This window comes from Mycolicibacterium vaccae NBRC 14118 = CIP 105934 (genome assembly GCF_001552715.1).
In the GTDB taxonomy this organism is placed as follows: Bacteria; Actinomycetota; Actinomycetes; order Mycobacteriales; family Mycobacteriaceae; genus Mycobacterium; species Mycobacterium vaccae.
Genome location: NZ_BCRS01000086.1, coordinates 1 through 26328, shown reverse-complemented (window position 1 = coordinate 26328; position 26328 = coordinate 1). Strand labels below are relative to the sequence as shown.

Sequence of the window (26328 nt, the reverse complement as noted above, 5' to 3'; positions counted from 1 at the left end):
GGATCGTGCACTTCAACGGCCCGTTCCTGTACCGCTCGACCTTTCACGCCGAGACCGAGGAGCAGGAAAGCCAGCGTGCGCTGGAGCATCTCGAACGGCTGATCCAGATGGAGGGGCCGTCGACGATCGCGGCGATCATTCTGGAGTCGGTTCCGGGCACCGCGGGCATCATGGTGCCCCCGCCCGGTTACATGGCCGGCGTGCGCGAGATCTGTGACCGCTACGGCATCGTGTTCATCGCCGATGAGGTGATGGCCGGCTTCGGCCGTACCGGAACGTGGTTCGCCATCGAGAACTTCGATGTGGTCCCTGATCTGATCACCTTCGCCAAGGGCGTCACCTCCGGCTACATCCCGCTCGGCGGCGTCGCGATCAACGACGCGATCTACTCGACCTTCGCCGACCGGGCGTACCCGGGTGGCCTGACGTACTCCGGCCATCCGCTGGCGACCGCCTGCGCGGTCGCGACGATCAACGCGATGGAAGACGAAGGCATGGTGGCCAACGCTGCCCGCATCGGCGAGCAGGTGCTCGGACCGGGTCTGCGCGATCTCGCCGCCCGGCACCGTTCGGTCGGCGAAGTCCGCGGCCTCGGCGTCTTCTGGGCGATCGAGTTGGTCGCCGACCAGGCGACCCGCGAACCGCTCGCTCCCTACGGCGGTTCCAGCCCGGCGATGGCGGCGGTGCTGGCGGCATGCAAGTCGGGCGGCATGCTGCCGTTCGCGAACTTCAACCGCATCCATGCCGTGCCGCCGTGCAATGTCACCGATGACGAAGTGGCCGAAGGACTTCGGATCCTGGACGCCGCGCTGTCCGTCGCCGACGAGTACGCCGTCTGATTCACCCGTCCCGCACCTGACGCATCTGCACCGTCACCCTCTCGCCGCCCGTTGCCCGGGCGGCGGGAGGGTGATTTGCGTTGTGGTCACCGCTCTGTATCCGGGGACGTCAACCGACACATAGGTATCGGCGGTTTCGACGAGGGGCGCTACGTGCGATCGGCGGGCCGAACCGGCCTACCGGTCGCTCGCAGTCAGCTTCGGGGTGCTGTCGCCCAAACAGTCAAGCGGTGACTCCCGGGCAACCAGGTCCTTCTGATCGGCACCCACGCCTTAACACCGCTGCGACCTGATCCGGCATGGCGCCCTGGGCTTTTGGATCGCGGCCGGACTCGTGCTCCTGGTCGGGACGGCACCAGCCCGATAGGCGAGCGCGGTGTCCCCCGGCCAACGACAACGAGGACCGGCCGCCGATGGCGGGCCGGTCCTCGTCGCTTATGGCTGCGATCAGGGCTGCGTCTGCCCCGGAATCCCCTCGTAGGCGATATCGCCGGTCTCCAGGTTCTTCTTGATCAGCTCGGACAACCCGTCGAGGAACTGCTGCCGCTCGGTCACCACGTGCTGGATCGCGACGTCGACGTTCTCCTTGGTGATGGCGGGCATGATGTACACCGGCTCGGTGTTGACTTCCTCGCCCTTCGCCAGCGCGTTGGCCACAGCAAGGCCCGCGGCCAGCTCGACGGTGCCGTTCTGCAACGACGTGCCGATGAACTCACCGCTCTTGACGGCGTTGAGGCCGTCCTCGATGCCGTCGATACCCACGATCGGCACGTCGGTGCGGCCGGACTCCTTGAGCGCCTGCAGCGCTCCCAGACCCATGTCGTCATTCTCGGCGACCACACCGTCGATCTGGTTGCCGAAACCGGAGATCCAGTTCTTCATCTTGTTGACGGCCTCATCGCGCTTCCAGTTCGCGGTGTCCATGGCCAGCACCTTGATATCCGGGTAGTTGGCCAGCACGTTGTTGATGCCCTGGGTGCGGTCGATCTCACCGGACTGCCCCAGCGGGCCCTGCAGGATCACGATGTTGCCGCGACCACCGAGCGCATCGGCCATCATCTGCATTTCCTGCTCACCGGCGGCCACATCGTCGGGCTGCACGCTACCGGCGACGTCCGGGCTGTTCAGCGCCGCGTTCACCGGCACCAACGGAATGCCCTTCTCCTTGGCGGTGGCCACCTGCGGGCCCAACGAATCCGCCTGCACCGGAACGACGATGATCGCGTCGACACCCTGGTTGATCATCGAGTCGACCTGGTTGGCCTGGGTGGAGACGTCCAGATTGGCCGAGTTCCAGATCAGTTCGATGTTGTTGTCCTTGGCATAGGCCTCCATGCCTTCCTTGCCCGCGGTGATGAACGAACTCATGTCGTACACCGAGACACCGATGCGGGTGGTGTCGTTGTTGGCCGTCGTGTCACCCGCGCCGCAGGCGGTCAGCCCGAGGCCGAGGGCGCCCACCGAGGCGATCGCCGCGATTCTGGTGGTAAGTCTCATGTCGTTCTCTCTTTTCGATTGCAGTGTTTCGACGGTGAAAGGCCCTGCGCTGGTCAGTGTTCGGGAGTCAGGTTCGCCTCCTGGATGACCACACGTCGACCGCGACCGCGGCGACGATCAACACGCCCTTGATGACGTCCTGCCAGTAGGCGGGGACTACGAGGATGTCGAGACCGTTGTTCAGCGTCATGATCATGAAGAGCCCGAGCGTCGTGCCCCAGATGCTGCCGCGCCCACCCATCAGGCTGGCACCACCGATCACCACGGCGGCGATGGCGTCGAGTTCGTAACCCTGTCCGAGGTTGGGCGGACCCGAGATGACGCGCGAGGCCAGCATCACGCCGGAGAGCCCGGCGAGCAGACCCGAGAACGCGTACACGCTGAACAACACGTTCTTGGCGTTGATGCCGGCGAGTTCGGCGGCGTTGCGGTTGCCGCCGACTGCGTACACCCGCATGCCGTAGGAAGTGCGCTTCATGATGATGGCAAGCGAGATGATGCCGATGATCATCAGCAGCACCGGGATCTGCAGGCCCAGGATCTTGGTGTTCGCGATCGAGCCGAATTCGGCGGGCAGGCCGTTGATCGGTGCGCCGCCGCCGATGACGTAGGCCACGCCGGAGCCGGCGGTCAAGGTGCCCAACGTCGCGATGAACGGTGGCACGTTGATGCGCGAGACCAGAACTCCGTTGATGCAGCCGAATGCCAGACCGACGGCCATCGCCACCGTGACCGTCATCCAGACCTGCCCGGGGTTCGCCTTGGCCGTCGCCGCACCGGCCATCGCCGACACCGCGATCACGCTGCCCACCGACAGGTCGATGCCGCCGGTGAGGATCACCAGCGTCTGGCCCAGCGCGATCAACGCGAAGGGCGCGGCCGCGACCAGGATGGTCACGAGATTCTCGGGTGTCGCGAAACGCGCGCTGCGGTAGCTGAAGTAGGCGATCACCAGCAGCACGACGATCACCATCGAGTAGCGCAGCAGAACGCCCGAGAACCATTGCCGGGAGAAGAGCTTCACAGGCTCGCCGGTGACCGGCGACGCCACCGTCGGGGCCTTGGACGGCCCGGGTGGCTGCTGGTCTGCGTCGACGTCGGTCGTCATGGTGCCTCCTGCTGCGTCGTGGTCTTGGTTCCGCCGTCCAGTGCGGTCGCCATGCGGAACACTGATTCCTGCACTTCGGGATGATCGAGGGCATCGCGGTCGAGCTCGCCGACCAGGGTGCCGCCCCGCATGACGAAGGCCCGGTGTGACAGGCCGACGATCTCGGGCATGTCCGACGACGCCATCAGCACCGCCATCCCCTGGGCAGCGAATTCGGTGACTATACGGTAGATCTCACTGCGCGCGCCGACGTCGACCCCGCGGGTCGGCTCATCCAGCAGCAGCACGTTCACATCGCCGGTGAGCCAGCGCGCGAGCACCACCTTCTGCTGGTTGCCGCCGGACAGGGTGCCGACCTCCTGGCTGAGCCCGCGGCTGCGCAGCCGCACCGACGACATCACCTCCGACACCGCCTTGGTGCGGGCTTTACCGCGCAACCAGCCGGCAAGGGAGAACGACGACAACCGCGGCAAAGTGCCGTTGTCCAGCACACTCATCGACAGCACGGCACCGGACAGCTTGCGGTCTTCGGGCACGATGGCCATACCGGCGGTGATCGCCGCGGCGGGATGATTGCGTTTGACCACCTTGCCGCGCACGGTGACCACACCCGCGGTGCTGGAGCGGGCGCCGAAGATCGCTTCCAGCAGTTCGGTTCGTCCGGCTCCGACAAGACCTGCCAGGCCGACGATCTCACCCGCCTTCACCGTGAACGAGACGGGCCCGGTGGCGCCCTCGACCTGAAGATCGCGCACCTCCAGCACCGGCTCGGTGCCCGGCGTGGGCCGCTCGGGGAACAGCGCGTCGAGTTCGCGGCCGATCATCGCGGTGACGATCTCGTCGTCGGTGACGTCGTCGATGCCCTTGTCGAGGATCAGCCCACCGTCACGCAGCACCACGACCCGGTCGGCGATGGCGCGGATCTCAGCCATCTTGTGGGTGGTGTAGACCATCGCGACGCCGTGTTCGCGCAGGGTGCGCACCACCTTGTAGAGGCCTTCCACCTCCCGCTCGGAGATCGCCGACGTGGGTTCGTCGAGCATGACGACGCGGGCGCCGGCGCGGGCGGCCTTGACGATCTCGACGATCTGACGCAGGCCGACGGGCAGGCTGCCCATCCGCGCGGAGGGGTTGATCTCGAGGCCGAACACGCCCAGCGCGTCGCGCGCCTCGTCGATCATCGCTCGCCGATTCAGGAACGGACCGATCTTGATTTCCCGTCCGACGTAAAGGTTCTCATAGACCGTCATGTCCTCGATCGAGGCCAGTTCCTGCGGCACGATCGCCACCCCGTGCCGGACCGCGTCCTTGGGGTTGCCCGGGGTCAGGGTGGTGTCCCCCACCTTCACCACGCCGTGATCGGCGCTGTACTGCCCGCTGACGATCTTCATCAGCGTCGATTTTCCGGCCCCGTTCTCACCGGCCAGCGCGGTGACGGTGCCGGGTTGCAGTTCCAGCTCGATACCTTTGAGCACCGGCACCCCACCAAAGCTCTTGTGAATGTCGGTGCAGCGCAACAGTGACTGTGTGTCGGTGCCCGGCGCCGGGGCGTGTGCAGCGTTCACGCGGGCACCACGATCGATTTGAGGCTGGCCGGATCGGAGTCGCTGTCGAGGGCGTCACCGACGTGCTCGAGGTCGTAGCGGCCGGTCACCATGCCGTCCAGATCGACGGCGCCACTGGCGACGAGATGAATTGCGGCGGGCCAGGTGTCGGTGTAGCGGAAGACCCCGGTCACGGTGATCTCATGGTTCGCGATGTGACTGACCGGCAGCGCGTATTCGTCGGCGCCCATTCCGACGAGCACCACGTGTCCGGCCGGCCCCACCGCCTTGATTCCGCTGACGACGGCAGCCGGCACGCCGGTGGCGTCGACGAAGGCATCGACCGGGTCGATCGCGGTGACGTCCACGACCGTGGGGTCGAGCGTCTCGGTCGCGCCGAACTGCAGCGCCTTCTCCCGGCGCTCGGCGACCAGATCGGTGACGACGATGCGCGCCGCGCCGAAGGCCCGGGCGGTCTGCGCGCAGATCACGCCGATGGGTCCGGCACCCGCGATGAGGATCGACGTTCCCGGCGCGACCCGCGCCTTGCGCATCGTGGCGATCGCGACCGACAGCGGTTCGAGCAGCGCGGCCGCCTCGTCGGAGATCGTGTCAGGTACCGGATGGGCCATGTCGTCGTCGATCAGCACGTACCGGCAGAACGCTCCGTCGACGGGCGGAGTCGCATAGAACTCCATGTGCGGGCACAGGTTGTAGCGCCCGGCCTTGCACTGGGTGCAGCGCCGGCACGGGTGCTGCGGCTCGACCGCGACGCGCTGACCGATCCGCTCCGGGTCCACGCCCGCCCCGACAGCGGCGATGCGACCGGATAGTTCGTGTCCCAGGACCATGGGCTCGTCGACGACGAAATCGCCGATGCGGCCGTGTAGGTAGTAATGGACGTCGGAGCCGCACACGCCGACCGCGGCGACCTCGACGAGAACCTGGCGTTCACCGGGCGTGGGTACCGGGCGGTCCACGATCTGCAAGCTGCGCACACCCGTCATGACGCTGGCCCGCATGGTGGCCGGCACGGGTTCGACCGCTGCGGTCATCTCGATCCCCTTCATCGATGCCGACGGCCTGAGGCGATACTCGTCCGGCAGCCGCGCTAGTTTGGTTGCACCTCTTGCTCATCTGAGCGCTTGTGATGTGGATCATCGTCTGCGCTATGCTCATGTGTCAAGCGACCCTGCTCATATGAGCGCATTCGCAGTCGCGTAGGAGGGGCGTCATGGGACCTGATGAGTTGTTCCAGCGCGCAGTGATCGCACGGCGCTACTACCTCGAGGGTCGCACCCGCGTGGAGATCGCCGAAGAGTTCGGACTGTCCCGCTTCAAGGTGGCGCGGATGCTGGAGGAGGCGCTCGAAACCGGGATGGTCGAGATCACGGTCCACGATCCGGGAGCTCTCGACCTGGAGTTGTCGACCGCACTGCAACGCAAATACTCGCTGCGCCACGCGTATGCGGTCGCCGCGATGTCCACGAACGCCGCCGACAAGGTGGAGGCGGTCGCCAAGGCGATGGCCGACCTGTTGCAGTCGATCGTGCGCGACCACGACGTCATCGGAGTCGACTCCGGCAGGACGATGACCCACATCGCGCCATACCTCCGGTCACTCCCCAGATGCGACGTGGTGCAACTGACCGGGTTGGCCGGCGCCATCTCCTACAACGGTGCCGACCTGACCCGGCGCATCAGCGAGATCACCGGCGGGACGTCGTGGCCGCTCTACGCACCGCTGGTGGTGTCCGACGCCCGAACCGCCAAAAGCCTGGCGAGCAGCCAGCAGATCCAGGCAACCTGCGCCCAGCATGCCAACGTGACCTGCGCGCTCGTCTCGGTCGGCGCCTGGGGACCGGACACCTCCCAGGTCTATCCTTCGCTTCCCCTCGCCGAGGCCACCGGTCTGCAGGCCGCAGGCGTCTGCGCCGAGACATGCGCTCTGCTGCTCGACGCCGAAGGCAACAGGATCGGCGACCTGGACGGGCGCCGGATGGGTATCAGCGAGGAGACGCTGCGCGCGATCCCGACGGTCATCGCACTCAGCACCGGTTCGGCGAAAATCGAGGCGACCAGGGCGGTGCTGAAATCCGGGCTCATCTCGGGCCTCGTCACCGACACCGAGATCGCCGCCGCGATACTCACCTGATTCTCGACATCACCTGACGATTCATCGACGAGGACAAGGACGACACATGACTTCCAACACCGAACCGGTTGTGGACCTGGGCTTTCCATTGAGCGACAAGGTTGCGTTGGTGACCGGCGGCGGCTCGGGCATCGGCGCCGCGATCGTCTCGGCGTTCGCAGCGAAGGGCGCGCGGATAGCCGTCGTGGACCTCGACGGGGGCGCCGCTGCGGCGCGGGCCGCCGAGGCCGGACCGGACAGTCGCGGATTCGCCTGCGACGTCTCCGATCCCACCTCCGTCACCGCGACCGTGGAGTCCGTGGTCGAGGCGTTCGGCCGCATCGACATTCTGGTCAACAGTGCCGGGGTCGTCATGCTGGCCCCCGCCGAGGACCTGCCCCTCGACGCCTGGGACAAGACCATCGACATCAACCTCAAGGGCACCTTCCTGATGTGCCAGGCCGCGGGCAGGCACATGCTCGCGGCGGGCCGCGGCGCGATCGTCAACATGGCGTCACAGGCGGCGACGGTCGCCCTCGACCAGCACGTCGCCTACTGCGCGTCGAAATTCGGCGTGGTCGGGGTCTCGAAGGTGCTGGCGGCCGAGTGGGGCCCCCGCGGCGTCCGGGTCAATACGATCTCACCGACAGTGGTGCTCACCGAACTCGGCCGCAAGGCCTGGGACGGACCGCGCGGCGACGAACTGAAGAAGCTCATCCCCATGGGCCGCTTCGCCTATCCGGACGAGATCGCCGCGGCCGCAGTCTATCTCGCCTCCGATGCCGCGGGCATGATCACCGGTGCCGACCTGCTCATCGACGGCGGCTACACCATCAAGTGACGTGACGGCGGGCGGCACGGTCTCACCTGCCGGCCGGCATCGCCGCCGACCGCCACCTCAGGGGGTTGAGGTGGCGGTCCGGGTCGCCGGGAGCGGGTGGCTCGCGGTTGCCCGCCCGAAGGTGTCTACAGACTGACGGGCTCGCGCTTGCCGGCCAGCAGTGACGCATAACCGGACCGTTCGAGCTCGCGGCAGTAGTGCTGGTACACCTGCCCACCGCCCATGTACACCTGGAACTCCTCGCGCTTGCCGGGCACGTTCTCGCCCAGGAACCACGCCTTGGCCTTCTTGCCCTCGCTGTACATCACCGTCGCTCTGCCGGTGCGTTCGGTCTCCTCGGCCCACCACTCCTCCGACTCCGGAGTGGCCTCGAACGCGTCGACGTCGTTGTCGAGTGCCCACTTCAGGGCCCGCTGCAGCCACTGCGCACCCAACTGGATGGGCACCACGAGGTTCGAGTACGGCGTCTGCGGCCCCAGCGACATGAAGAAGTTGGGGAAACCGTGCACGCTGATCCCCAGATTGGATCGCAGCCCATCGCGAGCCCAACGCTCGCGCAACGTGATCCCCTCGCGGCCGATGATGTCGATGTTGGTCAGTGTGCCGGTCATGGCGTCGAATCCGGTCGCGAAGATCAGCACGTCCAGCGCGTACTCAGTGTCGCCGACCCTTACGCCGGTCTCCGTGATCGCCGTGATCGGGGTGCCCGCCGTGTCGATCAACCGCACGTGGTCGAGGTTGAACGCATCGTAGTAACCGTGTCCGGTCGGGACACGTTTACCGTTGAACGAGTAGGTCTTCGGGCACAGCAGATCCGCGGTGGCGGGGTCCTTCACGATCTCGCGGATCTTGGAGCGGATGAACTCCGATGCCAGCTCGCTGGCCTCGTGGTTCACGGCGAGGTCGTTGAAGCACTCGTTGGCGAAGTGGAATCCGCCTTCGTTCCACTTGCTTTCGAAGATCGCGCGACGGTCCTCAGGTGAGACCTCCAAGGCGCTGAACTGTGCCGGTTCCATCGCCACACCGAACGGGTGGTTGGCCGCCCTCTCGTAGATCGCGTCGTAGTTGTCCCGCAGCCACTGCATCTGTTCGGCGGTGACCGGGTCGTTGGTGGTCTCCACCACGAAGTTCGGGGTGCGCTGGAAGACCACGAATTCATCGACCAGCGGGGCGATCTCGGGCACGATCTGGATTCCCGAGGCGCCGAGCCCGATCAGGCCGACGCGTTTGCCGGCCAGGTCGACGCCCTCACGTGGCCAGTGTGCGGTGTGGTATTTCGCGCCGGTGAAGCTGTCGATGCCGGGGATGTCGGGATAGATGGCCTGCGAGAGCACTCCCATTCCGCTGATCAGATACTTGGCCACCAGTGTTGCGCCGCAGTCGGTTCGGACCGACCATGTGTTGGTGTCCTCGTCGTAGCGGGCGGACTGTACCCGGGTGTCGAGCCGGATGTCGCGGCGCAGGTCCAGGCGGTCGGCGACGAAGTTGAGGTAGGCCAGCACCTCCTTGCCCGCGGGATAACGCTGCGACCAGGTCCACTCCTCCCGCACTTCCTTGGAGAACGAGAAGGAGTAGTAGCTGTACTCACTGTCGGTGCGCACCCCGGGGTAACGGTTGCCCAGCCAGGTGCCGCCGACACCGTCCTGGGCGTCGACGACGAGCGTGTCCAGGCCGATCTCGCGGAGGTGGTGCAGTATTGCCAGGCCGGAGAACCCGGCTCCGATGACGATGGCGTCGTGGGTTTCGGTGGTCATGAGAGTCTCCTTCGGGGATCGGGTTTCAGGCAGAAGCGGTTTGGGACGTGTGCAGGTGCGCGCCGGCGGTGCGGCGGGCTTGGTACCAGACGGCCATTGAGGCGATCGCCTGGTCTGCGGCGGCGAGTCGGCCTGCCTGCAGCGGAAACACATGCTGTTGGCCCGCGGCCACCTCGAGGGTGACGTCCACGCCAGCCTCGCTCGCACGGGCGTGGAGGCGCGTCGCGTCGGCGTAGAGCGACTCGATGTCGGCGGCGGTGATGTAGAGCGGCGGGAAGCCGGTGAAATCGGCGTAGAGCGGATTGACCAGTGGGTCGACCGGGCTCGCACCACCACAGAGATAGCGGTCGATGTTGCCCTGCAATCCTTCCCGGGTGATCAGGAAGTCGGTGGCGTCGTTGGACACCAACGTCTCTCCGGTGTTCTCCATATCCAGCCACGGCGAGATCGCCATGACCAGACCCGGGGTGCGGCCCTCGTCGCGGTGCAGCCGCAGCGTGGTCGCGATCGCGATGTTGGCGCCCGCGCTGTCGCCGACGAAGCTGATGTCCGCCGCCGCAATACCCGCCTCGACCAGCGCGTCGAAGACGGCGCCGGCGTCGTCGAGCTGGGCCGGATAGGGATGTTCGGGTGCGCGCCGGAAATCGGCGACGAACCCGATGGCACCACACGCGGCGGCGACGTGGCCGGCCAGTTTGCGATGACTCGCCGAGGAGCCGAGCGCGAATCCGCCGCCGTGCAGGAACACCAGCACCTGGGTGGGGTCGGCGGTCAGCGGAGTGACCAGGATGCCGGGGACACCCCCGATCTCGGTGGACTTGTAGGTGACGTCCTCGGGTTCGGCGGTGGCGCGTTGCCAATCCTCGAACACCCAGCGCATCAACCGCAGCGACATCTGCGGGTTGGCCACGAACTCCTCGGTCCATTCGGTGTAGATGACACCGAGCGGATCGGTCGGCTGGTTGGTCATGGGCGTCTCCTGAAATCGGTTGGCCGCGGCTGTGATCCGCCGCACTGCAGCCAGTGTGTGAGTGCCGCATCCACCCGCTGTGCGCTGTCGCACATTGAGACACCGCTGTCTCAGCGTGTCGCACGTCACTACGTCAGCGCCGGTGCGCGCGACGCTGTTCTCACCGGTCCCCCGAGGAGAGAAGCACCCCCATGAACCGTCTGAACGACAAAGTCGCGCTGGTCACCGGCTCCTGCCGGGGCATCGGCCACGCCATCGCGGAGGCCTTCGCCCGCGAAGGCGCCACGACGATCGCCACCGGCCGCGCCAAGACCGATGAGTCGTTCGGTCCGCGGTCGCCGGGAATCGACTATCGCCAGCTCGATGTGTCCCAGGAGGACGACTGGTCGACCGTGATCGCCGATGTCCTCGACCGCTACGGCCGCATCGACGTGTTGGCCAACAACGCCGGCATCATCGCCTACCAGTCACTGCACGAACTCAGCGTCTCGGAGTGGGAGCGGGTCATCGCCACCAACCAGACCGGCACGTGGCTGGGTATGCGTGCCGTGATCCCGCACATGGTGGGCCGGCGCAGCGGTTCGATCATCAATGTCTCGTCGATCTGGGGCAACGCTGCCGTCGCGGGCGCCCACGCGTATCACGCCACCAAGGGCGCGGTCCGCAACATGTCCAAGAGTGCGGCGATCAGCTACGCCAAGGACAACGTGCGGGTGAACTCGGTGCACCCCGGTTTCATCAAGACCCCGCTGACCGACGCGCAGGAAGCCGAGATCAACGAGTTCGTCGTCGCCCAGACGCCGATGGGCCGGGCCGGCCTGCCGGAGGAGATCGCCAACGGAGTGGTCTTCCTGGCCTCCGACGAAGCCAGCTTCGTCACCGGGTCCGAGCTGGTGATCGACGGCGGCTACCTGGCACAGTAGCGTCGGCCGGCCGGCTGAACTATCCGGAAAGGTGGTAGGTCTTGAGCTTTCGGTGGATCGTCGCGCGCGAGACACCGAGCAACTCGGCGGCCTTCGAACGGTTGCCACCGGCTTCCTGCAACGCTCGCCGGATGGTTTCCATCTCGGTGCGTTCGATCATCGACCAGGACCGACGGGCCCGCAGGGAGTCAGGCAGATGATCGAGGTGTACCAGGCCGCGGACACCCTCGGAGATCAGCTGCTCGACCAGCATCCGCAATTCGGTGATGTTGCCCGGCCACCCCGCAGCCTCAAGAGCCTGGCGTGCATCCTCCCCGAGTGACAGACGAAGGCCCGGGGACCGTTGCGCGACAAGGACGTTCCACAGCGCGCAGATATCTGCCGCGCGTTCGCGCAGCGGCGGTACCCACACCATCGCCACACCGAGCCTGGTCGCTGTCGCCTCGGCGTCGGCGTGGGTGGCGGCGGTTGCCGTCAGCAGAACCGATCCACCGCCGTCGCTGGTGTCGATCAGCGCGCGCAACGCGGCGAGGGTCTGCGCGTCCAGGTGTTCGACGGCACGCAGCACCACCCGCGATGACGAGGCGACCGTGTCGGCGAGTTCACGCAGCCAGGCCTGGTCGCCGATGATCTGGCGCTGCGCGGTGTGCACCACCTTCACATCGGTCAAGACCGACCCCGGCCGGTACGGACGCCCCAGCGCCAACGAGGTTTTGCCGGTGCCGGCCTCACCGGCGATCAGCAGGGCGGTCCGGGAGGCGATGTGTCTGCTGACGTGGTGGGCGGCGCCCAGCCATGACTTCGTCTGCCCCACCAGCGCGTCGGCCGTCGCCCTGTTGTGCCCGGCCGACACCCGGGGCGCCGGACTCAACGCGGCCACCACCCCGGCGCCGCCGTCGAGCACGGTCACTTCCACCGCGGTGGTCCCGATGGACAATTCGGCGGTCAGGCGGGCGTCATGACGCAACCCCACGCACAGGTGCCCGATCAGATCGACGTCGGACTGGGTGAGCTCACCGGTGCGCCGGCTGCGCATCGTCAGACCGTCGGGGCCGAACGCCACCACTGGACCGTGATGCCTGTCGGACGTGTCGAGGAACGCCGCCAACATGGCCCGGGCGCCCGGCTGCGCGACGTCGAGGACATGCTGCTGCAGCTGTGCGGCAAGCGAATTGGTCAATGGAAGCAGCAGTCCGCTGCGCTCGTCGATCTTCGTCGACATGGTCACGGCCGCGAGCAGCTTGCCGGTGATCGGATGCCACACCGGCGCCCCGGTGCACAGCGCGTTCTGGTAGACGTCGGCGAAATGCTCGGCACCTTCGATCAGCACACTCTTCCCCGAGGCCAGGGCAGTCCCCACCCCGTTGGTTCCGACGGCATCCTCGGCCAGCACCGCCCCCCGCACCGTGCCCAGGCGATCGAGTTGATTCATCGCGGCAGAGTCCTGCGACCACCGCTGCACGATGCGGCCCTGGGCATCGGCGAGTAGCAGCCCCATCCCCGTCCCGGCCAGATCCTCTGCCGCGCGGGCCATCGGCGCCTGGAACATCTCCAGCAGATGGTTGTCGAGCAGGTCCTCGTCGACCCGCGGCACATTGCGGACGTTGGCAGGCGCCCCGAGCGCGCTCTTGGACCGTAGCCACGATTCCAGCAGTTCGGTCGGCACGGCCTGACCTGCATCGGAGGCAGTGAGGAACTGTGCGCGGATCTCCTCTATGCGCGATCCACCGCGTCTCACCGACACCACCACTCCTTGCGTCACGCGTTCGACAGCAACCCGAATGCGATCTGGGTCACACAGTACATCTTGGGCCCTGTCGCCAGCGTGGCTGCCGACTGTCTCAAAAAGACGCAGTCGCCGAGGAGTGCCCCGTTGCGTCTTAACGTGAGGCCAGACCGCGGTGGAGTGGCCCGTGGCAGCCCCCATCAGAACCCTGAAAGACGGAGAACCATGACGACGACGCTGGTCAGCCCTGCCGACACCGCAGCAGTCCACGGTCGGCAGGTCCCCACGGGACTGTTCATCGACGGACGATGGCGCCGCGCCGAGACGACGTTCCCGGTGCTCGATCCCGCCACCGGCGCCGAGATCGCAGCGGTGTCCGACGGCACCGTCGACGACGCGCTTACCGCGCTGGACGCCGCGGTCGCCGCCCAGTCCGCCTGGCGGCACGTGGCCCCGCGCGACCGTGCCGACCTGTTCACCCGCGCACACCGACTGCTGATGTCGCGGGCCGACGCGTTCGCCGACGTGATGACAGCCGAGAGTGGGAAGCCGCTGGCCGAGTCGCGCGCGGAGTTCGCGCTGTCCGCGGAGTTCTTCCTCTGGTACACCGAACAGATCGCGCATCTGCACGGCACCTTCGCGCCGGCCTCCCACGGTGGCTATCGCGTGATCACCACCCATCAGCCGGTGGGCCCCGCGCTGCTGATCACGCCGTGGAACTTCCCGATGTTGATGATCGCCCGCAAAGCCGGCGCGGCGCTGGCCGCCGGATGCCCGGTGATCGTCAAAAGCGCCAAGGAAACTCCACTGACATGCGCACTGTTCGTCGAAACCCTCAGTGAAGCAGGATTCCCCGACGGCGTGGTGAACCTGGTGCACACCTCGTCGTCTGCCGCGGTGTCGGCCGCACTGATGGCTGACGACCGCCTGCGCAAGATCAGCTTCACCGGATCGACCGGTGTCGGGGCCACACTGCTGGAGCAGGCGGCTCCCGGCATCATCAACGCGTCCATGGAACTCGGCGGCGACGGGCCGTTCATCGTTCTCGACGACGCCGACGTGGAACTGGCGGCGCAGCAGGCCATCGTGTGCAAGTTTCGCAACGCCGGACAGGCCTGCGTGGCCGCCAACCGGATCATCGTGCACAGCGCCGTCGCGCAGCGCTTCACCGATCGATTCGTCGAACTCACCGAGGCTCTGACGGTCGGCAACGGCTTCGACTCCGGCGTGGACGTCGGGCCCATCATCTCGGCGCGCCAACGCGATTCGGTGGTCGAGCTGGTCGCGACCCTGCACGGGGCGGGCGCTGACCTGCTGACCGGTGGGCAACCGCTGCCCGGCGACGGGTACTTCTTCTCCCCCACCGTGTTCCGGGTGCCGGGCCGACCGGCCGAGCTGTGCAGTCGCGAACTGTTCGCCCCCGTCGCCACCATCTACGAGGTGGGCTCGACCGCTGAGGCGGTCGCCTTCGCCAACGACACAGGCTATGGACTTGCGGCGTACGTGTTCACCAAGGACCTGTCTCGTGCGCTGACGGTCGGTGAGCGACTGGACTTCGGCATGGTCGGCATCAACCGCGGCATCATGGCCGACCCGGCCGCCGCGTTCGGCGGTGTCAAAGCCTCCGGGCTCGGTCGCGAGGGTGGCCACGACGCCATCTACGACTATCTCGAACCCAAATACCTGGCCGTGACCGTCGACGAGGAAGAAGGCCTGTCGTGACGACCGTTGCCGCACCAGCTGCCCTGCACACCGCCAACGACCTCGGCCTCGGGTTGCTCCGTCAGCCGGCGATGGTGCTGTTCGGGTCCGGCCAGCGTCGCCAGATCCCGCGGGTGGTGGCCGGAATCGCGACGCGGGTGTTGATGGTGACCGACACGCGGATGGCGGCCAGCGCCGAGTTCGCGCTGCTCGTCGACCAGCTCGTCGGGCAGGGAGTCTCGGTGTCGGTCTACGACGGCACCGAACCGGACCTGCCGCGCCGCAATGTCGTCGAGCTCGTCGAACGATTCGGCGCGACGATGCCTGAGGCGATCGTCGGCATCGGCGGCGGTTCCTGCATGGATCTGGCCAAGGTCGCCTCTGCGGTCCTGACGCACGGCGGCGATGTCCGCGACTTCTATGGCCAGTTCCTGGTTCCGGGCCCCGGCATCCCGGTGGTCACCGTTCCGACGACCGGCGGCACCGGCGCCGAAGTCACCTGCATTTCAGTGGTTTTCGATGAGGAGCAGGGCATGAAGGTGGGCGTCGCGAGCCCGCACCTGGAGGCTTACGCCGCCATCATCGATCCCGAGCTGACGTTGACCTGTCCTCCCGGCTTGACGGCGGCCTCCGGCGCCGACGCGCTGTCGCATCTGATCGAATCGTTCACCGGCCGAGCCAAGAACCCCGATGCCGACCAACTCGCGAACACCTTGTACGCAGGCAAGAACGTGCTGGCCGATGTCTACGCGCGCACCGGACTGGCACTGCTGAACAACTCGCTGCCGGCGGTCGCCGCCGACCCCGGCGACCTGGCGGCCCGGTCGGACACGCTGTTCGGCGCCTACTGCGCCGGGATGGCGATCAACACTGCCGGCACCGCGGGCGCGCATGCCATCCAATCGCCGATCGGCGCCCTCACCCACACCCCGCACGGTTTCGGCATCAGCGCCCTTCTGCCGTATGTGATGCGCTACAACCTGCCCGCCCGAGTGCCGGAGTTCGCCGAGATCGGCCGCATCCTCGGGGTCGCCGCACCGTCGGAACCCGATGAGCTGCAGGCGCGGTCGGCGATCGACCGGATCGAGGAGATCCTCTCGGTGCTCGGTGCTCCACTGGATCTGCGAACACTGGGCCTGGCGCCCGGTGACTTCGAGTACGTCGCACAGCAAGCCATGCTGGCCACCCGGTTGACGGCGAACAATCCCCGCGAACTGACCGTCGAGTCGGTGGTCTCGATCCTCGAAGACGGCTACGCCGGTGACCGAGGTTGGTGACGAGGTGACTGTCGCGATCCTGGGCGGCGGTTCGATCGGGGTGGCGTTCGCGGTGTTGTTCGCCCGCGAGGGCTTCGAGGTGGCCGTCTACGATTCCGTCGATGCCGCGCTGCCGCGGGCATCATCCGAACTCGGTGACCGACTCGCACAGTGCGGCGCTCGGTGCGCCCCGCGCGTACGCTTCACCTCCGACCTGGCCTCAGCGGTGGACGGCGCCGGATTTGTGCAGGAGTGCGCCCCCGAGCGCCTGGATCTCAAACAGGATCTGTTTCGCCGTGCCGCCGCACTGACCTCGCCGAGCGTCCCGCTGGTCAGCTCGAGTTCGGCGATCGTGCCGAGTGCGTTGGCTGCCGGCCTCGGCCCGGCCGTCTCGGCACGGATCCTCGTCGGGCATCCCGGCAATCCGCCGTATCTGTTACCCGTGGTCGAGGTAGTCCCTTCCCCGGAGACGGCCGAGCCTATTGTGCAGCAGGCGCTTTCGCTGTACCGGTCGGCCGGCATGCGTCCGGTACGGGTACGCCGCGAAGTGGAGGGCTTTGTCTTCAACCGGCTGCAGGGCGCGCTACTGCGCGAGGCCTACTGCCTGGTGCGTGACGGGGTGGCGACCGTCGACGACATCGACGAGGTGGTGCGCAGCGGACTGGGCCGACGCTGGAGTTTCATGGGGCCGTTCGAAACGGCTGACCTCAACACCCGTGGCGGTATCGAGTCACACGCCGCGAAGATGGGTCCGGCCTACGAGCGCATGGGTGCCGAACGCGGGCAGCATGATCCGTGGACGCCGGAACTTGTCGCGCAGGTGACCGCGCAGCGGCGCGCGATCCTGGACCTCGCAGACTGGGAGGACCGGGTGCGATGGCGGGACCGGAAACTGACCGGCCTGGCCGCTGCGTTGGACGCCGACCGCGCGGTCGAGATCGGGTGACGACCCTGCGTTGAGCCGCCGGAACGCCTGACGAAGCGCTAGACACTATGCGGCGCAGGCCATTCGGATGAGATCGGCAACCGCGCGCGGCTGCGACAGGTAGACGGCGTGGCTGGCGGCCGCCTCCGCCATGGCGGCTCCGGCCCGCTGCGCCATCGCACGTTGGGCGGCCGGTCTGATCATCCGGTCCTCGGTCGCCACCAGGTACCAACTCGGCTTGCCGCGCCAGGCGGGCTCGGTGACCGGTGAGGACATGGCATCGGCACCCCACGGGACCTGGGAGTCGGCCAGGAACGCGGCCTCCGCGGCGGGCAGGTCAGCACCGAACGACTCGTGGAACCTCGCCCGGTCCTGAACGAAGAACCCGCCCGGCGCCGCGACGATCGGCGATCCCACCGCACCGGGGTCGCCCCCCAGCGCGCCGACCGACTCGCCCCGATCCGGCACGAACGCCGCGATGTAGACCAGTGCCGTGACCTTGCCGTGGTTGCCGGCCTCGGTGATGACCGCACCGCCGTAGGAATGTCCCACCAGCACGACCGGTCCGGCTTGCGCGTCGATGATCCGTTGCGTTGCCGCCACGTCCTCCCGGAACGACAGGTTGGGGTTCTGCGCCACAGCGACGTGGTAGCCGTCCGCGGTGAGCAGGTCATAAACTGCACGCCAGCTGGATCCGTCCACGAAAGCGCCGTGCACCAGAACGATATTCAGCGGTCCGGGGTCCCTGCTCATGGTGATCACCTCGCCGGAAGGCAATACCCGTAAACGGTCGCGACCCAAACGGTCCATGAGCCGACCTGCAACCTCGCGTGCGTGCCGCTGCGATGATCGCGTTTGAGTGTTGCAATGGGGAATGCGCGAAAAATCGAAGCTGGTGGCGCTGACCGCTGCCACGTCCCTGGTCTTCCTCATGGCGGCACCGATCGCAGCGGCCGAACCCGAACGGGTCGCCCCACCGGAATTCGTCTCACTCACCGACATGGATCCCTCGATGCTGCTGGACATCCGCTATGTCACCGCGCACAACTTCACCGGCGAACCCGTCGACGGTTACCAGGCGCCGATGTGCCTGCTGACCCGCCCGGCAGCAGAGGCGTTGCAGCGCGCGCAGCAGGAATTCGTCGCACAGGGCTATTCCCTGAAGATCTATGACTGCTACCGACCGCAACGCGCCGTCGACTCCTTCGTCGGCTGGGCCGGCGACCTGTCCGATCGGCGGATGGAAGCGGAGTTCTATCCACGCGTGGACAAGACGCAGCTCTTCGCCGACGGGTACATCGCCGAACAGTCGGGCCACAGCCGCGGAAGCACCGTCGATCTGACGCTGGTGCCGCTGCCCGCGGGCCCGCAGCCCGCGTACGTGCCGGGGCAGCCGTTGGTCGATTGCGCGGCACCGGCCTCAGAACGCTTCCCCGACAACGCCCTTGACATGGGCACCGGGTACGACTGCTTCGACACGCTGTCGCACACGCTCGACCCCCGCATCCAGGGCGAGCAGCTCAAGAACAGGCTGCTGCTCAAGGACGGGCTGGAGAAACAGGGCCTGCAGAACTACGAGAACGAGTGGTGGCACTTCACGTACAAGCCCGAGCCGTTCCCCGACACCTACTTCGACTTCCCGGTGGAACAGTCGTCGCTGGTGAATGTGGGCTGACCACAATCCAATACGCAGCCGGGTTACTTCGGCGCTTTTGGGCCTGCTCCGCGCAGAAGGCCAGCTCGACTGCCCGCGCCTGAAGGTTTGCCGCAGAGCTGAAATTTACGAACGGTCGTCACAGCGTTTACCTGCTCTGGATACGGCCGAAACACCACGGCAATAGTTTGGATCCATTCTTGGATCCAAAGCAGCCAGGGTCCCTTTCGGGACGAAGACCGGAGACCTCCATGATTCGGCAGTTCGCTTTACCTGACCTCGTGATCGCCGCCCGCACCGGCGACACCGACACCCTCGCCCAGTTCGATGCGGTGTGCACCGAGTCCGGAGCGTTTGCCCTGACAGGGCTTCCGATCTCCGAGCCCGTCCTGGCCGCCGTGTACGAACAGACCCTCGAGTTCTTCCGATTGCCTCAGGGCAGCAAAGAGGCGCTGCGTGATCCCGGCGGCAATCCTTATATCGGCTGGCACGGGCCAACCGAAGGCAGCGAACGGGATTCGGGCAAGCGCAAAGAGATGTTCCATATCGGACCACGGATCTCGCCGACCCTCGCCACCCCCGATCCCGGGGGTCACTTCGATGCACCTCCCGGCGCGATCGGAGGCAGCCTGTGGCCTCGGACCCTGCCCGCGTTCACCGAGGCCTGGCACGCCTATTACCGGCAGATGCAGGAATCCGCGATGCTGCTGGGTGAGGTGATGGCCGCAACCTTGGGTGTTGAGCTCGCCGTCTGGCAGGAGTTGGTCGCCACGAACTGGGCCGACCTCGCCGCCAACTATTATCCAGCGGCACGCCCAGAGGACACGGGGTCGCGCAACGCAGTGCACACCGACGACACGCTGTTCACCATCCTCTACCAGGATGACGGCGGTGGCGGTGGCCTGCGGATGCAACGCCGGGACGGCCGGTGGGTGGATGTGCCCCCCGTCGCCGAGACTTATCTGGTCAACATCGGCGCATTGCTGACATATCTCACCGCAGACCAGTGGTGGGCGGTGCCACACGAGGTCACCGCGCCACGTGTCGAGGATCCCTCGACCCAGACGCCCCGGGTGTCGATTCCATTCTTCTACCGCCCCAACGACAGTCGCGCGCTGACACCGTTTCACACCGCCGCTCAGCCGACCGGCACCGTGCTCATGAGCGAATGGCTGCATAACCGACGCACCTCTGCAGTGCGCTGAAAACATTCCTCGGACAGGAGATCCATGTACGAACCACTGACGCGACCCGTTGACCGCCGCACGTTGATCCGCGGCCTGTTCGGCGTGAGTGCACTCGCGGTAGCAGGCCCCGCGCTGGCGGCCTGCGCCGGCGGAGCGTCGCAGACTGACGTGCCGGGCCTGACCACAGTTACCACCCAACTCGGATGGAAGAAGCTGGCACAGTTCGGCGGCCACTTCGCCGCGCTGAAGAACGGCTACTTCGAGGAAGAGGGTATCAACGCCCAATTCCTGTCCGGAGGTCCCAACATCGACCCAGTGAACGTGGTCGTGACCGGCCAGGCTGACATCGGTGACGCGAACGGATCCGACATCATCAAAGCCAGCAGCCAGGGCATTCCGATCCAGGCGTTCGCCACCATCTATCAGGAAACACCGAACGCGCTGATGTCGCTGAAGTCCAATCCGGTGACCACCTTGGACCAGATGAGCGGAAAAACGGTGGGCTTGCCGGCCGGTGAGCATGCTCTGCTCAAGGCCATGTTGACGAAGGCAGGCGTCGACCCCGCGACCGTCACGATGGTGCCGGTGGGCACGGACCCGTCCATCCTGAGTTCCGGCCAGGTCGACGGGTACATCGGCTACGGCACGCAGCAGGGGCTTTCGCTGCAGCAGCAAGGTGTGGGTGTCGACATTGTGTACTTCGCCGAGTTGGGCAATCCCGACTACGGCAATGCCCTGTTCGCGACGGAGGAGACGGTGTCAGGTAAAGCCGATGCGCTGACCAGGTGGCTGCGCGCCGACATCCGGGGATGGGAGTACTTCGTCGCCCACCCCGAAGAGATCGCCCAGTACACCTGGGACCAATACCACCAAGAGACCGGAGCCGTACTGGCCGACGAGAAAGTCTCTGCCGCGGCTGCGGTCCCGCTCATCACCTCGGGTGCGGCCCAGCAGAACGGCCTGATGTGGATCGAGCCCGCGACATTCGCCACCGTGGCCGCCCTTTACGCCGATGCCGGAGCGATCGACGCGCCGGTGGACGTGAACACCGTGATGACACAGTCGATTCTGTCTGCGGTCGCCAAGGACACCTGATGTCCACCTATGTGGTGGCCGGAATCCTCGGACCCGACGGGCACCGTGCCACCGGACCCGCCAAGCTGACCGTCGACTCCGGGATCCTCTCGGTGCAGACGCAGGCGTCGGCGCACGGATCGACGTTGGTGGCCATGCCCCCGCTGGTCAACAGCCACGACCACGGCCGGGGCCGCGGACTGACCGCTGCCGGTATCGCAGATGGGCCGTTGGAAGTGTGGATCGACCGACTGTCCGCCGATCGCCGGGACCAGACCGACCTGGTGGGGCGAGCGGCAGAGCAGATGCTCTGCCAAGGGATCGGCGCCACGGTCCTGTGTGTCAACCCCGGAACGCCAGATCTAGAATATGAGATCGACACGGCCTGTGCCGCAGCGCGTTCCGCCGGGATTCGCACCGCAGTCGTTGTGCCGTTCGCCGACGCGGCAGGGCGGATGCGGGGTCGCGACGAGACGGGGTATACCGCCACGGAGTTGTCTGCGCGCCTGCAGATGTTCCAGCGGCTGGCACAGCGCGCGCCCGACCTCGAGTTGCAGCTCGGCCCGGTGGGCCCACAGTGGGTCAGTGAACACACCCTGTTGGAGCTCAACGACTTCGCGCTCGATCACGGTGTGCGTCTGCACACCCACCTGTTGGAGTCTCCGTCGCAGCGGGCCTGGGCAGACGAGGTGTATCCCGAAGGGCTGGTGGCCTGGTTGGACCGCCGTGGAATTCTGGGGCCGCACGTCACCTTCGCCCATGGCACCCAGCTTCGCTCCGACGAACTGGAACTGCTTGCCGAGCGCGGCTGCGGGCTGGCCATCAACGCCAGCTCAAACCTGCGCCTGTGCTCCGGCTTTGCACCCATTGCCGCGGCGCGGGCCGCCCGTCTGCCGACCGCGATGGGACTCGACGGACTGTCACTCAATGAAGACAGCGATCCATGGACCGAACTTCGGCTGCTCCGGGGCATCGCCCAGGCCCAGTCGAACGAAACCGTCAGCGCTGCCGACATTCTGGCGCTGGGCTTCCACGCCGGCGCGATGGGTGCGCAACGCCCTGAGCCGGTGGCCGACGGTAGCCGGGCCGATCTCCTGGTGGTCGATATCGGCGAGTGGGCACAGCTGCTCGACCGAGACGACTGGTACTTGCCCGAGATCGTGCTGGCCGCGCGGGTGGCGGTACACGCACTGTGGGTGAGCGGAGTCGCCGTCGGCGCCGATCGTGGTCACGATACGGGTCGACCTGTTCTCAGCATCGGAGGCATGGCATGAGTAATCTGAGCATGTACACCAACGCCACTCTTGCCCAGGGCAATTCGCTGGGACTGGACATTACGGACGTCTCCTATGAGTACCGGAACGGGCGAACCTCGGTACCTGCAGTCCACCAGGTGTCACTGACGTTGGAACCCGGGCATGTCGGCGTGCTGCTGGGTCCGTCCGGATGTGGGAAGTCGACGCTGCTCCGACTTGCGGCCGGCTTGATCAATCCCACCCACGGCTCCCTGAGCTACTCCGGGGCGTCACCGCACGACTTGCGCGACCAGCGGAGGATCGGCTTCGCGTTCCAGGATCCGTCCCTGTTGGCGTGGCGTTCGGTGCGCAAGAACCTCGAGTTGCCGTTCGATCTGGCAGGGCTGTCCAAAGATGCCGCCTGGGTGGACCATCTGCTGGCGATCACTTCCCTGACTGACTGGGCTGGGCACCGTCCGCGCCAGCTTTCCGGAGGTATGCGACAGCGCGTCTCGGTTGCCCGAGCGCTGGCTACCAAGCCTTGGGCGTTGCTGCTCGACGAACCGTTCGGCGCCCTCGATGAACTCACCCGAGCGCAGCTGAACTTCGAACTGCTCGACATCCTGGACCACACCGGCACCACCTGCTTGATGGTGACGCATTCGGTGGAGGAGGCGGTACTGCTCGGGGACCGCATCATGGTGCTTTCGCCACGACCGTGCACGCCGCGCGCACTGCACCACGTTGACATCGCCCGCAGCGATCGGCGGAGTTTCCGGGATTCCGCTGAGTTCGCCAAAATCTGTGCCGATATCCGCGCCAGCTTGGAGTTGTCATGACCGCCGCATTGGCGCCCGCCATCGACAGCGTGGGAATCCCCAGACGTGGCGAACGGCAGCAGATTCCCGTCGTGCTACGTGAACTCCTCTGGATCGCAGGGGGGATCGCCGCTCTGATGATGCTGTGGTGGGGCACTGCTACCAGCGGAGTCCTCGGCCCCAGCTTCATCGCGCCGCACAGTGCGCTCGGCGCACTCGTGGGACAGTGGGAAATCATCTGGTACAACGCCGAGCCCACGCTCGTGGCCGCGGTCACCGGTGCCGGATTGCTGCTCGTAGTCACCGCCGTCGGCCTGGTGTTGGTAGGGATGGCGCCCTGGCTGTCACCCTGGTTGGTGAGCGTCAGCGTGGTCGTCGGGAGCCTGCCGCTGATCAGCCTGACGCCGGTGCTGTCGATATTCATTCCTCGAGGCACCTCACTGATCATCGTCGTCACGGTGCTCAGCGGGCTGGTACCGGTGGCGGCGATGCTCGGGTCGGCGGCACACGCCACCCAGGTGGGTCGCGGTGAACTCGGCGCGCTGTATTCGGCGAGCGCACTGCGCTGGTGGCGGTTCGTCGGACTCGGACGCACCGTACCGATCGTCGACATCGGCCTTCGCGCGATGCTGCCGGCCTGTTTCGTGGGCGCCATCGTCGCGGAATGGTCCGGTGCCGCAGGCGAACGCGGGTTGGGCGGCCTGATGGCCAACGCACTGTACAGCTATCAGGCGCCGCTGCTGTGGGCCGCGATCATCCTTGCCTGCGCGGTGGCGGTGAGCCTGCTCGGCGCGGTGGCGCTGATCATGGCGCCGATCCGGAAGGCGCTGCAATGACCACTACCAACGTGCGTGTCGTCGCCGGCGTGGTGCTCTCGCTGGTGTTGCTCCTGTCGACCTGGCAACTGGCGATCCTGACCCACGACATCCCCGCCTACAGCCTGCCTGGGCCGGTGGCCACCCTCGGCCACATCCTCGAGCACTCGGGACTCTTGGCGGCACGGGCAGGAGCAACGGCCTCTGCTGCCGCGGCAGGAATCGTGGTGGCCGCAGTGTTGGCCCTGGCGCTGGCAGTCGCTGTGGTGCGGTGGCCGGTGTTGCAACGCCCCGTCACCGGATACGCGTTGGTGCTGCGAACGATCCCGATCGTCGGGGTGGCCCCGCTGATCACCCTGGTCGTGGGCCGCGGACTCTGGACATCGGTGCTGTGTGTGGTCATCGTCGCCACCTTCACCCTTTTCGTCTCGGCAGTGACCAGCGTGCGATCGGCGCCCTCCGCGCTGGACGACCTGGCACGGCTGTATCAGGCGGGCTTCGCGCGCCGCTGTCGCACCATCTACCTGCCGTCGGCCTGGGCCGGGCTCGTCGTCGGGCTCCGGATCACAGTGCCGCTGTCGGTGATGGCCGTAATCCTGTCGGAGTGGCTGTCCGGCAGGCCTGGTCTCGGCAGCCTGATGGCACTGTCACAGGCCAACCGCGACACCCCGATGCTGTGGGCGGCGACCGTTGTGGCCGCCGCTCTCGGGTTGCTGGCGTACGCCGCTCCCGATGTGATCACCCATATCGCCGAACGCCGCGGGTACACCGTCGCCGTCGGCACACAGGAGGTTTAGGAATGGGCACCGCCCCCACCGTCAACTACGAACTCGTCGTCCGTGGTGGCACCATCGTCACCCCCGAACGCCTGATCCGCGCGGACCTTGCCGTCGCCGACGGAACAGTGTGCGCGATTGGTACTTCACTTGCGCACGCGGACAAGGAGATCGATGCCACCGGCCGGTACATCCTGCCCGGCGTCGTTGACGCCCACGTGCACTTCCGCGAGCCGGGCATGGCGTACAAGGAGGACTTCGGCACCGGGAGTCGGGCAGCCGCCGTCGGTGGGGTCACCACGGTCTTCGACATGCCGAACACCGTGCCGCCAGTGGCGACCCTGGACATCTTCGAGCACAAGTTGGACACGGTCGCCGGCAAGTCTCACGTCGATTTCGGCCTGTACGGCATGCTCGGTCAAGACAACGCCGACGAGATCCCGAAACTCGCCGGGGCAGGTGCGATCGGACTCAAGCTGTTCATGGGCCAAACCACCGGCGACAACCCCTGCCCCGACGACGGCGCCATCTACCGCGGTTTGCGCGCGGCCGAGGAATCCGGACTGGTGGTGGGCGTCCACGCGGAGAACAACCCGCTGCTCCAACAACTCGCCAAAGAGCTACGCGCCCAGGGCCGTACCGATGTGCGGGCGCATCTGGAAAGTCGACCGCCACTGGTGGAGGTGGAAGCCGTCACGCGGATCGCGACCTTGGCAGGCGCGGTCGGGACCACACTGCACATCCATCACCTGTCCACCCGGGACGGGCTGGAACGAGTGAAGATGTTGCGCGCACTGGGGCATCGACTGACCGTCGAAGCCCTTGTCGGGCATCTGCTGCTCGACGACTCGGCGTACGACGAATTCGCCAATCTGGTCAAGCTCAATCCCCCGGTGCGTCCCGCCGAGCACGGCGCCGCGCTGTGGGCCGGCATCAGTAGCGGGGACGTCGACATCGTCGCCACCGACCACGCGCCACACTCGGGCGAGGAGCAGGCCGAGCCCAACGTGTGGTGCGCGCACGGAGGTTGGATAGGCGTGGAGACCAGCCTGCCGCTCATGCTGACACAAGTCGCGCAGGGACGGTTGACCATCAACGACGTCGTTCGACTGTGCGCGGCGAACCCGGCCAGAATCTGGGGAATCGATGACCGAAAGGGGCATCTCGATGTGGGGCCGACGCCGACTTCGTCATCGTCGACCCCGCCGCGCCGGGTGTGGTCACCGGTGCTCACCTGCACTCGAAACATCCCGTCACCCCGTACGAAGGCTGGGAGACGACCGGCTCGGTGGAGGCGACGTATCTGCGCGGCGAGTTGATCGCTGAACACGGCGAGATCGTGGGCCCGCCCCGGGGTAGACACCTGGCACCACGCGACAGAAAACCGACAACCCTGGGGGGACCGCTGTGAGCATTACCGAGACACCTGCTGCCACCACGTCGATCGTCGACGAATTCTGCGCCCAGGAGATGGGGTCCGTTCCAGCACCTTCCCCGTCGGGTCAGGGGACGGTGCGGCTGGCGGCCATCGGCACCACCGCCGCCAAGCCG

At 66.8% G+C, this 26328-nt stretch carries 23 protein-coding genes; 15 read left to right on the top strand and 8 right to left on the bottom strand.

Features of this window, described 5'->3' with window-relative positions; genetic code table 11:
• Positions 1 to 839, top strand: an 839-nt coding sequence (locus MVA01S_RS17135; RefSeq protein ID WP_159426330.1) for an aminotransferase class III-fold pyridoxal phosphate-dependent enzyme, incomplete at its 5' end; no start/stop codon positions are given.
• 447 nt (positions 840 to 1286) lie between these two features.
• Here the strand turns inward: MVA01S_RS17135 and MVA01S_RS17130 are convergent.
• The 4 genes from MVA01S_RS17130 to MVA01S_RS17115 all read right to left on the bottom strand — a co-directional run bounded on the left by MVA01S_RS17130 (position 1287) and on the right by MVA01S_RS17115 (position 6043).
• Positions 1287 to 2336 (bottom strand): substrate-binding domain-containing protein, encoded by a 1050-nt coding sequence (locus tag MVA01S_RS17130; RefSeq protein ID WP_003929082.1) that lies wholly within the window; start codon positions 2334 to 2336, stop codon positions 1287 to 1289.
• Positions 2337 to 2403: 67 nt separating this feature from the next.
• Complete coding sequence (locus MVA01S_RS17125) at positions 2404 to 3444, bottom strand: ABC transporter permease (protein ID WP_003929083.1); 1041 nt, start codon at positions 3442 to 3444, stop codon at positions 2404 to 2406.
• Positions 3441 to 5009: a sugar ABC transporter ATP-binding protein gene (locus MVA01S_RS17120; RefSeq protein ID WP_003929084.1), complete on the bottom strand. Its 1569-nt coding sequence runs from the start codon at positions 5007 to 5009 to the stop codon at positions 3441 to 3443. The genes MVA01S_RS17125 and MVA01S_RS17120 overlap by 4 nt, the downstream gene beginning before the upstream one ends.
• A complete protein-coding gene (locus MVA01S_RS17115) occupies positions 5006 to 6043 on the bottom strand; it encodes an NAD(P)-dependent alcohol dehydrogenase (protein WP_040540394.1) in 1038 nt (345 codons plus the stop codon). Before MVA01S_RS17115 ends, MVA01S_RS17120 begins: the two co-directional genes overlap by 4 nt.
• 179 nt (positions 6044 to 6222) lie before the next feature.
• Here MVA01S_RS17115 and MVA01S_RS17110 point away from each other — a divergent pair, with 179 nt between their 5' ends.
• Positions 6223 to 7143: a sugar-binding transcriptional regulator gene (locus tag MVA01S_RS17110; RefSeq protein ID WP_040540319.1), complete on the top strand. Its 921-nt coding sequence runs from the start codon at positions 6223 to 6225 to the stop codon at positions 7141 to 7143.
• 46 nt (positions 7144 to 7189) lie between these two features.
• Positions 7190 to 7963, top strand: coding sequence for an SDR family oxidoreductase (locus MVA01S_RS17105; protein WP_003929087.1), 774 nt, complete (start codon positions 7190 to 7192; stop codon positions 7961 to 7963).
• Positions 7964 to 8088: 125 nt separating this feature from the next.
• Here MVA01S_RS17105 and MVA01S_RS17100 read toward each other — a convergent pair whose 3' ends face one another.
• Complete coding sequence (locus MVA01S_RS17100) at positions 8089 to 9717, bottom strand: flavin-containing monooxygenase (RefSeq protein ID WP_003929088.1); 1629 nt, start codon at positions 9715 to 9717, stop codon at positions 8089 to 8091.
• A 25-nt stretch (positions 9718 to 9742) separates the two neighbouring features.
• Positions 9743 to 10687 (bottom strand): alpha/beta hydrolase, encoded by a 945-nt coding sequence (locus tag MVA01S_RS17095; protein ID WP_003929089.1) that lies wholly within the window; start codon positions 10685 to 10687, stop codon positions 9743 to 9745.
• 191 nt (positions 10688 to 10878) lie between these two features.
• On the opposite strand from MVA01S_RS17095, the gene MVA01S_RS17090 reads away from it, so the two are divergent.
• Complete coding sequence (locus MVA01S_RS17090) at positions 10879 to 11610, top strand: SDR family NAD(P)-dependent oxidoreductase (RefSeq protein WP_003929090.1); 732 nt, start codon at positions 10879 to 10881, stop codon at positions 11608 to 11610.
• A 19-nt stretch (positions 11611 to 11629) separates the two neighbouring features.
• Here MVA01S_RS17090 and MVA01S_RS17085 read toward each other — a convergent pair whose 3' ends face one another.
• Positions 11630 to 13354 (bottom strand): sigma-54-dependent Fis family transcriptional regulator, encoded by a 1725-nt coding sequence (locus tag MVA01S_RS17085; RefSeq protein WP_040540401.1) that lies wholly within the window; start codon positions 13352 to 13354, stop codon positions 11630 to 11632.
• Between the two features lie 207 nt (positions 13355 to 13561).
• Here MVA01S_RS17085 and MVA01S_RS17080 point away from each other — a divergent pair, with 207 nt between their 5' ends.
• From MVA01S_RS17080 to MVA01S_RS17070, 3 genes are read left to right on the top strand one after another with little or no spacing between them, the layout of a single operon-like run.
• The gene (locus MVA01S_RS17080; protein ID WP_003929092.1) at positions 13562 to 15058 is read left to right on the top strand and encodes an NAD-dependent succinate-semialdehyde dehydrogenase; all 1497 of its coding nucleotides are present in this window, start codon (positions 13562 to 13564) and stop codon (positions 15056 to 15058) included.
• The gene (locus MVA01S_RS17075) at positions 15055 to 16314 is read left to right on the top strand and encodes an iron-containing alcohol dehydrogenase (RefSeq protein WP_003929093.1); all 1260 of its coding nucleotides are present in this window, start codon (positions 15055 to 15057) and stop codon (positions 16312 to 16314) included. The genes MVA01S_RS17080 and MVA01S_RS17075 overlap by 4 nt, the downstream gene beginning before the upstream one ends.
• Positions 16298 to 17239 carry a 3-hydroxyacyl-CoA dehydrogenase gene (locus MVA01S_RS17070; protein ID WP_003929094.1) on the top strand — a complete coding sequence of 314 codons (942 nt, stop codon included), beginning with the start codon at positions 16298 to 16300 and terminating at the stop codon, positions 17237 to 17239. The genes MVA01S_RS17075 and MVA01S_RS17070 overlap by 17 nt, the downstream gene beginning before the upstream one ends.
• Before the next feature lie 45 nt (positions 17240 to 17284).
• On the opposite strand, the gene MVA01S_RS17065 is transcribed toward MVA01S_RS17070, so the two are convergent.
• Positions 17285 to 17971, bottom strand: a complete 687-nt coding sequence (locus tag MVA01S_RS17065; protein ID WP_003929095.1) for an alpha/beta hydrolase — start codon at positions 17969 to 17971, stop codon at positions 17285 to 17287.
• A 121-nt stretch (positions 17972 to 18092) separates the two neighbouring features.
• Here MVA01S_RS17065 and MVA01S_RS17060 point away from each other — a divergent pair, with 121 nt between their 5' ends.
• From MVA01S_RS17060 to MVA01S_RS17025, 8 genes are all read left to right on the top strand, one after another.
• Positions 18093 to 18893 carry a M15 family metallopeptidase gene (locus MVA01S_RS17060; RefSeq protein ID WP_003929096.1) on the top strand — a complete coding sequence of 267 codons (801 nt, stop codon included), beginning with the start codon at positions 18093 to 18095 and terminating at the stop codon, positions 18891 to 18893.
• A gap of 230 nt (positions 18894 to 19123) precedes the next feature.
• Positions 19124 to 20077 (top strand): 2OG-Fe(II) oxygenase family protein, encoded by a 954-nt coding sequence (locus MVA01S_RS17055; protein WP_003929097.1) that lies wholly within the window; start codon positions 19124 to 19126, stop codon positions 20075 to 20077.
• A gap of 24 nt (positions 20078 to 20101) precedes the next feature.
• Positions 20102 to 21154, top strand: a complete 1053-nt coding sequence (locus MVA01S_RS17050; protein WP_003929098.1) for an ABC transporter substrate-binding protein — start codon at positions 20102 to 20104, stop codon at positions 21152 to 21154.
• A gap of 92 nt (positions 21155 to 21246) precedes the next feature.
• Positions 21247 to 22407 (top strand): amidohydrolase family protein, encoded by a 1161-nt coding sequence (locus MVA01S_RS17045; protein ID WP_162274747.1) that lies wholly within the window; start codon positions 21247 to 21249, stop codon positions 22405 to 22407.
• An 11-nt stretch (positions 22408 to 22418) separates the two neighbouring features.
• The gene (locus MVA01S_RS17040) at positions 22419 to 23207 is read left to right on the top strand and encodes an ABC transporter ATP-binding protein (protein WP_003929100.1); all 789 of its coding nucleotides are present in this window, start codon (positions 22419 to 22421) and stop codon (positions 23205 to 23207) included.
• Positions 23204 to 24022, top strand: coding sequence for an ABC transporter permease (locus MVA01S_RS17035; RefSeq protein ID WP_003929101.1), 819 nt, complete (start codon positions 23204 to 23206; stop codon positions 24020 to 24022). The genes MVA01S_RS17040 and MVA01S_RS17035 overlap by 4 nt, the downstream gene beginning before the upstream one ends.
• Positions 24019 to 24798 (top strand): ABC transporter permease, encoded by a 780-nt coding sequence (locus tag MVA01S_RS17030; RefSeq protein WP_003929102.1) that lies wholly within the window; start codon positions 24019 to 24021, stop codon positions 24796 to 24798. The genes MVA01S_RS17035 and MVA01S_RS17030 overlap by 4 nt, the downstream gene beginning before the upstream one ends.
• Positions 24799 to 24800: 2 nt before the next feature.
• Positions 24801 to 26096: a dihydroorotase gene (locus MVA01S_RS17025; RefSeq protein ID WP_060941650.1), complete on the top strand. Its 1296-nt coding sequence runs from the start codon at positions 24801 to 24803 to the stop codon at positions 26094 to 26096.
• Positions 26097 to 26328: the final 232 nt, after the last annotated feature.